Source organism: Bradyrhizobium sp., assembly GCF_049512235.1.
Lineage (GTDB): Bacteria > Pseudomonadota > Alphaproteobacteria > Rhizobiales > Xanthobacteraceae > Bradyrhizobium.
This window is the reverse complement of sequence record NZ_JBEKXH010000232.1, coordinates 1-10,231: the sequence shown is the minus strand read 5'-3', so window position 1 is coordinate 10,231 and position 10,231 is coordinate 1. Positions and strand designations below refer to the sequence as shown.

Below are 10,231 nucleotides of genomic sequence, written 5' to 3'. Positions count from 1 at the left end.
TTGGCACGCAGGGCCTCGACGAAATCCTGGCTCAGGATATCGCCGGTCAGCGCCCGCACCGTGCGGGTCACAATCCCCATCGGAATCACCGACGTGGTGACCGCGGGCAGGATCAGGTAACGGATGTGTTCCCAGTCCCACCCCCAGGCGCCGGAGCCGCCGGGGCCGGCACCCACGGCGGGCAGCCAGTTGAGCTGCACCGAGAAGATGATCACCAGCACCATCCCGAGCCAGTAATGCGGCACCGAGACGCCCGCGATCGCAATCGAGGTCGCCACCTTGTCGATCCAGGTGTCGCGGAAATAGCCAGCGATCAGACCGAAGAACAATCCCAGCGTAAATCCGATCAACGCGGCCGCGATCGCCAGGGTCACGGTGTTGCCGACCGCGCGCATCACTTCGCTCAGCACCGGGCGACCGGTCGCGATGGAATGACCGAGATCGCCATTGACCGCCTTCCACAGCCAGAGTCCGAACTGGACCGGCAGTGGACGATCGAAGCCGTAGGCGACGCGCAGCTGATTGGCGAGTTCCTGCGAGGCATCCGCCGGCAGAATCGCGTCCAGCGGGTCGCCGGGCGTGATGTGCACCAATAGAAAACACACCAGCGCGACGCTGATGACGATCGGAATCACATAAACGATGCGGCGCAGGATATAGACGAACACAGATCACCCAAGATTGGTCAGCTCGATTTACTCACGAGCGCTTTAGACGCCTACTGCAGCTCTTTAGCTCTTTCGTTTCGTCATGCCCGGGCTTGTCCCGGCCATCCACGTCTTTTTGTGCTCGTGGCCAAGACGTGGATGGCCGGGACATCCAGCGCGAAGACGCGCTTCTGCCCGGCCATGACGGTTGAACCCTTGGCTGCGTTATCATCTCCGCGCTACGATCACGGCGTCATGGAAATCGGCGAGAAATCCACGAACCAGCTCTTTGGCTGCACAAATCCCTTGATCTTCGGGCTCATCGCGCGGGGCCCGACATCGTGCGCGACATAGAGGAACGCCGCGTCGTCGACCGAGGCCGCGTGCAGTTCGGCCAGCGCCGCGTCGCGCGCGGCCGGATCGAAGGTCTGCCGCGCCTTGGTGACCAGTGCATCGAACCTGGGATCATTGATAAAACCCCAATTGTTCGACACCGGCGGCGCCATCGAGGATTGCAGGAAGCGTACCATGGCGAAGAACGGATCCATCGCCGCGTAAGTGACGTTGGTGGCATTGGCGCCATTGGCGGACGGATCCTTGGCACCGCGCCGCCAGTTGGTGAACAGCGTATTCCATTCGATGACGTCAAGCTGGACGTCGAAATAGCATTCGGCCAGCGCCTGCTGCAGATATTCGTTCATCGGCAACGGCAGCATCTGGCCGGAGCCTGACGCCGAGGTCTGGACCTTGACCGTCAATTTCTTGTTCGGACCAAATCCGGCCTCCTGCATCAGTTTCTGCGCGGCGGGTTTGTCATACTTGATCTGGAAGGTCGGGTTGCCGCGCCAGGGATGCCCCGGCTCGAAGGTGCCCGTGGCCGGCACCATCAGGCCGGCGAGCAAACCGTCCCTGAGGCCCTCGCGATCGACGCAGAGATTGGCGGCCTTGCGGACCCGGATGTCGTTCCAGGGCGAGCCTTCCACGCGCGAGAACTGCCAGGGCCAGACATGCGGTTCCTCGTTGGTCTGCAACACGAAACCGCGCTGCTTGATTTCGGCGACCGCATCCGGCGCCGGCGCTTCGACCCAGTCGACCTGGCCGGAGAGCAATGCGGCGGTGCGCGCATTGGCCTCGGGCATCGGCAGCAGCAGCATCCTGTCGACCCTGGGGACGCGGGACTTGTCCCAGTAATCTTCGTTTTTGACCAGCTCAAGCCGCTCGCGCGGCGTGAAATTCGACATTTTCCATGGGCCCGTGCCCGAGGCGTCCTTGGCGAACGCCGCCCAGGCCGCTTGCGATTTCGCCTTGGCATCCGAGCCTGCGGCGGCGTCATAGAACTTCTGCCATTTCGAAGGGCTCGCCATGAACAAGTTGGTGAGATTGATCGGCAGAAAGCTGTCCGGTTCCCTGGTGGTCAATTCCACCGTCAGGTCGTCGATCTTGCGGGCCGAGAGCAAGGTCGGCATGCGCGAGGCGGTGACACCGACCTGGCTCGGATCGTACTGCGGCGCATCCTGCTTGAGCACTTTCTCGACGTTCCAGACCACCGCGTCGGCGGTGAAGGGGGAGCCGTCGTGGAATTTCACGCCCGCGCGCAGCTTGAACGTCCACTTCTTCTTGTCGCTCTCATCGACTTTCCATTCGGTCGCAAGACCGGGGATGACGACGCTGGCCTTGTCGGCCGAGGACAGATCCCACATCGTCAGCGCGTCATACATCGTAAGGCCGGTGAAGCGGTTGCCCTCAAAACCCTGATCGGGTTGGCCCAGCGTGCGCGGAATGTCCGCCGCGGTCATGCCGATGCGTAGGACCGTTTCGGCGCCGGCTTTCTGCGGCAGGGCCACGAGCGAGGCAATCGCCAGCAGCATCGCCGCGGCAAATGTCCGGTATTTTTCAGCCTTTTCGGTACGCATCAGAGCGGCATCCCTTCTCGACCTTCGATGACTATTTCTTATGCAGTATTATGCAACGGCCGTGCCAATAGCGACGGCCACTTCGAATTGTGATTGGGGTTTCAACTTCTTGAGGCTGCCATCAAGAATCGATGCAGATGCCTAATCTGGCATCGCGCTTGCAAGCCGTGAGCGTCAATTGTGAACGTTAATTGGGAACGTTTGCCCGGCCAACAGGAGCTTGCATGCGCGCGCGAATTTCGATCCTTCTTGCGGCCATTGCTATCGCTGTCAGCGCTGGCCTGACGGCGCTCCCGGCGCGGGCGGAAACGGTGGTGCGGTACGGCATCTCGATGGCCGACATTCCCTTGACGACGGGCCAGCCGGATCGCGGTGCCGGCGCCTATCAGTTCACCGCCTATACGATCTACGATCCGCTGGTCGCCTGGGAAATGGATGTGTCGGATCGGCCGGGGAAACTGGTGCCCGGCCTTGCCACCGCATGGAAGGTCGACGACAAGGACAAAACCAAGTGGCGCTTCACACTTCGCAGAGGCGTCAAATTCCACGACGGCAGCGACTTCAACGCCGATGCAGTGATCTGGAACCTGGACAAGGTGTTGAACGACAAGGCGCCGCAATTCGACAAGCGCCAGAGCGCGCAGGTCAAGACCCGGCTGCCGTCGGTTGCGAGCTACGCCGAGATCGACGACTCCACGGTCGAGATTACCACCAAAACAGTCGACTCGTTCTTCCCCTATCAGATGCTCTGGTTCCTGATCTCGAGCCCCGCGCAATACGAAAAGCTCGGCCGCGACTGGGACAAATTTGCCAGCCAGCCTTCCGGCACCGGGCCGTTCAAACTGACAAAGCTGGTGCCGCGCGAACTCGCCGAACTTTCGAAGAACCCGGACTACTGGAACAAGAAGCGGATCCCAAAAGTCGACAAGCTCGTGCTGATTCCGATGCCGGAAGCCCTGACCCGGACCAACGCGCTTTTGGCCGGACAAGTCGACCTGATCGAAACCCCGGCGCCCGATGCGGTGCCGCAGCTCAAATCCGCGGGGATGCGGATCGTCGATAACATCACCCCGCATGTCTGGAACTATCATCTCAGCGTGCTGCCGGGCTCGCCCTGGACCGACATCCGCTTGCGCAAGGCGCTCAATCTCGCGATCGATCGCGACGCGGTGGTCGGGCTGATGAACGGACTGGCAAAGCCCGCCAAGGGCCAGGTCGATCCTTCGAGCCCATGGTTCGGCAAGCCGACCTTCGACATCAAATACGATCCTGCCGCCGCCAGGAAGCTGGTCGAGGAAGCCGGCTATTCAAAAGAACATCCGCTGAAGACGACGTTCATCATCGCGCAGGGCGGCACCGGGCAGATGCTGTCGCTGCCGATGAACGAATTTCTGCAGCAGAGCTTCAAGGAGATCGGCGTCGATATCGACTTCAAGGTGGTCGAACTGGAGACGCTGTATACGCACTGGCGCAAGGGCGCGGCCGACGAAATGAATGCCGGCATCACCGCCAACAACATCGCCTACGTGACTTCGGACCCGCTTTACGCCATCGTCCGCTTCTTCGCCTCCGATCAGGTGGCACCGGTCGGGGTCAACTGGGGCGGCTACAAGAACCCCAAGGTTGACGCGCTGATCAACGAGGCCAAGCAGACTTTCGAGACGGCAAAGCAGGACGAGCTGATCGCGCAGGCGCATTCGCTGATCGTTGATGACGCCGCGTTGGTGTGGGTGGTGCACGACACCAACCCGCATGCGCTATCGCCCAGGATCAAGCAATTCGTGCAGGCGCAGCACTGGTTTCAGGATCTGACGACCATCGGCGTGGAATAAGGCCTGGCTATTTCGTCAACAGCGCGAAGGCGCCGTTCCAGTCTTGCGGCGGCGGGGCTTCTCGATGGTCGAGAATGCGCGCCTCGTACAGGCTGTACAGAGATTGCAGCGCGTGGCCGTCTTCGCTGCGGCGGCCGCGCTCGATCGCATCCAGCGCGCCTTCCCAGTCGCGGCTGCGGTAACACGCCAGCATCTCGATGGTCAGGTTGCGCAGCCGCTGGAAGCTCTCGGACTGCGCCGTATCCTCGCGTCCGGCAATGGCATAGATGACCTCGGGCTCGTTCTTGCCCTTGACCATGATGAAATCGAGTTCGAGGATCGCAAGTTTGTCCTTGACCGCCATCGCCGTTTTGGAGCCGACGATGATCGGGAAGCCGTATTGCTTGGATTGTCCTTCCAGCCGGGAAGCCAGATTGACGCTATCGCCCAGCACCGAATAGTCGAAGCGCAGATCCGAACCCATATTGCCGACGACGCAGATCCCGGTATTCAAGCCGATGCCGACATGGATCGGGATGAAGGCTTGACCGGCCATCTTCGCCTCGATCTCACGCTGCTGGTTCAGCACATCGATCCGCTCCAGCATGTCGAGCGCGGCTTCACAGGCGTTGAGCTGATGGTCGTGGTCGACCAGTGGCGCATTCCAGAACGCCATGATGGCGTCACCCATGTATTTGTCGATGGTGCCCTTGCGCGCCAGGATCGCGTTGGTCAGCGGCGTCAGGAAGCGGTTCATCAGCGTCGTCAGGCCCTGCGGATCGCGCTTGTAGGATTCCGAAATGGTGGTGAAGCCCCTGACATCCGAGAACATGATGGTCATCTCGCGCTCCTCCCCGCCGAGCACGAGTTTTTCCGGGGACTGCGCCAGCTGTTCGATCAAAGCCGGCGACAGATACTGGCTGAAGGCGGAGCGGATCTGCCGCCGCTGCGCCTGCTCGCGGACGAAACTGGTGAAAATCAGCGTCAGATAGATCACCGTGGTCGACAGCAGCGGATAGGTAAAATCAATCAGCAGCTGCTGCCGGGTGTAAAAATACCAGGAGGACCCGATCAGCAGCGATGCGAACAGCGCGCCGACGGCAACCAGGCTGATCGGCCCGAGTGACGGCGCGAACGCGATCACCAGAAGTCCGAGCAGCAAGGCCGCGCCATATTCCAGCGCCGGTCCATAAAAAGGTTGCGACAGCAGGCTCTTGGTCAGCGCGGCCTCGAGCACCTGGGCGTGGGCCTCGACGCCCGGCATGGTCGCCGACACCGGCGTGGTCCTGAGGTCGTTCAGCGCCGCCGCCGAGGTGCCGATCAGCACCAGCTTGCCGGCGATCTTCCCGGGGGGGACGCTGCCATCGAGCACATCGCTGGCGGACACGAAGCCGTCGGGATCATGCTTGGCGAAATGAATCCACAGCCGGCCCTTGAGATCGGTCGGGATCTCCAGCCCCCTGACACCGATGCTTTTGATACCGGCCGTTTCCATCTTGACTAGGATGGTCGGGGTCGACGTGACCAGTCGCAGGATTTCAAGAGTCAGCGACGGCATCGGATGGCCCTGCGCCATCATCAGAATGGGCACCCGCCGCAAGATGCCATCGCGATCAGTGTGGATGCTGATCAGGCCGCGGCCGGCCGCCGCCTCTTCAAGCACGCGAACATTGCGCAACAGGCCGGGCCAATCATAGATGAAGGTTCCGGGCTCGACATCGGCGCCGAGCGAGGCGATGCCGGTCAGCGGCAGCGTCTGGTCGAGATCCGCGACAACCTGGGCAAGCCCGGTCTCGCCTAGTACCACGCGCGAGCGCTTGATCGCATCCGCCAGAATCTGATCATTGCTCGGCAGCGCCCGCAATCTGCTGCGGGTGACCTCATCGAGGTAGCGCATCGTCGAGGCCACGGCGTCGGGATTGAGCCGGTCGGGCTCCGAGAACACGATGTCGAAGGCGACCACGACCGCGCCAAGCTGGGTCAGGTTGATGATCATGTCCGCGACCTGGTTGCGCGACCATGGCCACTGGCCGAATTTGGCGAGGCTCTTGTCGTCGATATCGACGATGGTGACGGGCCTGACGGTTTTGACGCGGGGTTCGATCACCTGGAAGGCGTCGAAGGTCCGGATACGAAGTTCCTCGATCGGCGCGGGATCGGCGATGCGTAGCGCCGCGAGACCGATCAGGAGCGCAAGGCACAACAGCCGCGCAAACCCGAATTTCCGCGCAAACCACCTGCGCAATATCTTCAGCCGCTTCATGCTGCCCGGGTATCCGGTTGAGGCCATCTTTCGAACAACGGGTGACTAGGCGTGAAAGATGAAATCGCTGGCATGCAGGCTCGCGGCCGTGACGTTCTTCAGCAACAAGGTGTCGTGGCTATCGATCGTGAGCAGCGTGTCCGCGCCGTGCTGGGTTTCGTTCAAGTTGGCAAAAGCCAAAATGGTGCTGAATTGACTGACGTCGATCTTGTCCAGGCCCGCGACAAAGTCCGTGATCGTGTGCTGCGCGGCGGGTCCCGAAGAGGACGGCGCGAACACGAAGACATCGTTGGCGGCGCTGGCGCCGATGCCGAGGTTTGCGCCATTCGCAGCCTGGGCGGGTGGCGACGACAAAACCGGCGGATCGTAGACAATCGTGCCGCTGGTGCCGTTCACGCCGCCGACCGGATTGCCGTCGTCGACAAAATAGAAGTTGGCGTCGGTGTAGCTGCCCGTCAAATGAATATCGGCAGTGTTGGTGCCGTCGCTCACGGTCAGCGTATCGGTCAGGGCGTCGTATTGTTCGCTGAAGTCGGCGGAGTCGTGATTGATATTGACGAGGTCGATCTGGTCGGAATGCGCCTGCGTTCCATCCTGCGTGCCGAGGCCTGAGACGGTACCGTGGAAGTTCTGGGCCTGATCGAGCTTCAGCGTACCAGTGGTGGCGCTGAACGTCACGGTCTGACCGGACGAGACTTCAGATGCCAGTTCCAGGGTCGATCCGGCGTCAATCGTCAACGTGCCCGTTCCCGAGACCGGAGCACTTAAATCGAGGCTTCCGGTCTCCACCTCGATTGAGCCGCTGTTGGCGATGCAGGAAAGTCCGGAAACGACCGACGTACCGTTGCTTTCGATGGTTCCGCAGTTCGCCAGCGTGCTGGCGCCGGTGAAGTCGCTGCTCCCGTCGATCGACCAGTCGCCATGCAGCTCGTTGACAAAGGTCGCATTGTAAGCGGCGACATTGCCGGTCAAATGACCGTAATTGTGGATCGTGGCGGTACCGTCTCCGGTGGAGGCAGCATCGATCGCATCCGTGCCGCCGGTCACCGAGCCATCATTGGTAACGGTGATGTCGCCGCCATCGTGTCCGAACGCGCCAACCCCGAAACGCGGACCGTCGATGACAGCCCCGGCTTCGACCGTGATCGCGATATCGCCGGTGCCGTAGTTGAAGCCGCGTATGCCATCGGTGCCGGCGGCCGCGGTGATCGAGGCGTAGTCGTCGATGGTGACGCTGCCATGCGCGTCAGGATCGACCGTTCCGTTGTAATCGTAGCCCGCAAGGATGCCGGCCGCGGGAGAGCCGTCGCCGTTGAGGGCGGCACCGGAAAGGATCGTTCCATGGGCCAGCACGTCTACTTCGCTGGTGTGCGACGTCGTGGCCGCGTCATTGAGAGCCAGGATGCCTGACCCGCCGGACGCGATCATCTCGCCGCCGGCAGAATTCATCGTGACCCTGACATTGCCTTCCACGGTATCGCTATCCTCGGCGAAGATGCCGTAGCTGGTCACGGACGAGATGGTAACGTTCTCCTCGACGATGACCGAGACGTCGCCGGTGAGACCTTCATGGGTCGAGGCGATGATGCCATAGACATAGCCGCTGACATTGGCGCCAGTTTCGTCGGTGACGGTGACGTTGCCGTTGCCGTAGGTGTAGGCGTCGATACCCGCATTGCTGCCGGCGCCGTTTCCGGCCGCTGGCGCGATCTCCGCAAAATTGTCGACCATGACGTCGCCACAAACCGACGTGTTGGTGGTCTCTGGCATCGTCTCCAGTGGGTAATAGCCGGCCACGATACCATCGGCCGGCGACCCCGACTGCACGTTGGCAACCGTTCCGAAGTGGATGGTGCCCGTCGCCGTCACGCGGATGGTGCTGTCGGCTTCGGCCGAAATTGCCGTCGCCTCGTTGGCGGCTTCGATGCCGGATCCGCCGGACAGGATGGTCGGAGCGCTCGCCCCATCCGTCGCCGGCTTCATCGTGACCGTGATGTTGCCGGGGCCGTAATTGGTGGCGCTGATCCCGTACTGGCCGGTCGCGCTGATGCTGGTGCCCGCCTCGTCGGTAATGGTGACATCGCCGATGCCATAGTTCGAAGCCCGAAGTCCGTCTCCCGCCGCGGCGATGATGGTTGCAAAGCTGTAGATCGACACATCGCCGAATACGTCCGGATTGAACGCAGGCAGCGTCGGCAGTGCCGCGCCCTGGTAGCTGGTAAGCACGCCGGCTGGACGTTTTCCGCTGTCGGTCAAGGCCGTGCCGGAATAGATGGTGCCGTAGGCGGTCACCGAAATCGTGCTCGCAGCCCATGGATCGATCGTGGTGGCATCATTGATAGCCGTGATGCCGCTGCTTTGGGAGTGCAGGACATCGCCGGCAGCGGTTGTCACCGTGATGTCGCCGCTGCCGGCGGATACGGCATCGATCGCATCATGATTGGCGCCGGTGATGTCGGCGTTGGCGCCGGTGGTGATGACGATATTTCCCTGGCCGAATGTTATTGCCAAGATACCGTCATACCCGCCGGCGATGTCTGCGGTTTGCAGGACCTGGATGTCGTTGCAGGCCGTTGGATTAAGAATTTCGGCCAGAATGCCGGAATAGGATGACCCGGTACCGGTGACATCGCCACTGCCATTGATCAGGATATTTCCGCTCGCGCTCGCGTTCTGGTCGGCGAGGATGCCATCGCCGGCCTGCCCGACCACGGCACCGTCAGTGGCGATGTCGATATCGCCGTCGCCGTTCTGGATCGCTGTCAATCCAGCCAACGCGCCCGTGAGGCTTCCGCTGAGATCGAGCGTGATGCTTCCCGCGGCGGACACCGCATCGAGCGCGTCAGCGGCCAACGACGAGACGTCGCCAGCGCCGGTAATGGACATGCCCGCGGCACCTGTCGAATTTGCCGAGATGCCGGCAACCGGGCCGCCGCTCACGGTCGAATCGATTTCCAGGGTGCCGCCCGTTCCGGCGAAGGCAACGGTTTGGCCGTTGGCGGCCGCGATCTCCAGCGCCCCCTGGCCCTCGATGGTCAACGCGCCACTTCCGGAGATGGCGCCGGTGATATAGGTCGTTGCGCCGTCGACCACGATGGTGCCGTTGTTGAGCACGCTGCCGCCGTCGATGGTGACGCCGTTGAGCGTCAGCGTTTGACCAGCCTCGATCTTCAGGTTGCCTGATGTCCCGGTAACGACCACGAGCTCTTCGCCGCCATTGCCGTCAAGCTGGACCTGCAGCGTATCGCCTTCGGGCAACGGTCCGGCAAGCGTGATGGTATCGGTTTGTCCGTTGCCCAGCGTGACGGTCAGGACATCGCCGTCGACGACGGCGCTGGTGATGGTGGCATCGGCGAAATCGATAGCGTCGCCGAGTGCCAGTCCGGCAAGCGTTCCGGTGAAGCTGCTGCCATTGTCGAGCAGAAGGATGCCCATGGCGTCCACGGCAAAGCTCACGGTGTCGGATAGGGTTCCCGCGACTTCCAGCGTGCCGCCATCATCGATGGTGAGGCTGCCGGTGCCGGCCAGATTTCCCGAAATCGTCAGATGGCCGCCCGATCCAACCGCAAAGGCACCATTGTTGATGGCGGGCGAAAA

The 10,231-nt window shown here is 62.0% G+C and carries 5 protein-coding genes; 1 reads left to right on the top strand and 4 read right to left on the bottom strand.

Going from position 1 to position 10,231, the window contains the following annotated elements; all coding sequences use genetic code 11:
* Both ABSG20_RS20590 and ABSG20_RS20585 read right to left on the bottom strand, forming a co-directional pair.
* A partial coding sequence (locus tag ABSG20_RS20590) for an ABC transporter permease (protein ID WP_423866354.1) occupies positions 1–668 on the bottom strand: 668 nt, incomplete at its 3' end.
* Positions 669–892: 224 nt separating this feature from the next.
* On the bottom strand, positions 893–2,515 hold the full coding sequence (locus ABSG20_RS20585; RefSeq protein ID WP_423866355.1) for an ABC transporter substrate-binding protein: 1,623 nt from the start codon (positions 2,513–2,515) through the stop codon (positions 893–895).
* 269 nt (positions 2,516–2,784) lie between these two features.
* On the opposite strand from ABSG20_RS20585, the gene ABSG20_RS20580 reads away from it, so the two are divergent.
* On the top strand, positions 2,785–4,392 hold the full coding sequence (locus ABSG20_RS20580; RefSeq protein WP_423866353.1) for an ABC transporter substrate-binding protein: 1,608 nt from the start codon (positions 2,785–2,787) through the stop codon (positions 4,390–4,392).
* A 7-nt stretch (positions 4,393–4,399) separates the two neighbouring features.
* Here ABSG20_RS20580 and ABSG20_RS20575 read toward each other — a convergent pair whose 3' ends face one another.
* Positions 4,400–6,634, bottom strand: coding sequence for a CHASE2 domain-containing protein (locus ABSG20_RS20575; protein WP_423866352.1), 2,235 nt, complete (start codon positions 6,632–6,634; stop codon positions 4,400–4,402).
* Positions 6,635–6,679: 45 nt separating this feature from the next.
* On the bottom strand, positions 6,680–10,231 hold a 3,552-nt coding region (locus ABSG20_RS20570), incomplete at its 5' end, for a beta strand repeat-containing protein (protein ID WP_490338332.1).

Bases quoted from the DNA above. Each gene is read 5' to 3' on its own strand.
- ABSG20_RS20585 (WP_423866355.1), bottom strand. From the start codon at position 2,515: ATGCTGCTGGCGATTGCCTCGCTCGTGGCCCTGCCGCAGAAAGCCGGC.
- ABSG20_RS20580 (WP_423866353.1), top strand. From the start codon at position 2,785: ATGCGCGCGCGAATTTCGATCCTTCTTGCGGCCATTGCTATCGCTGTC.
- ABSG20_RS20575 (WP_423866352.1), bottom strand. From the start codon at position 6,634: ATGAAGCGGCTGAAGATATTGCGCAGGTGGTTTGCGCGGAAATTCGGG.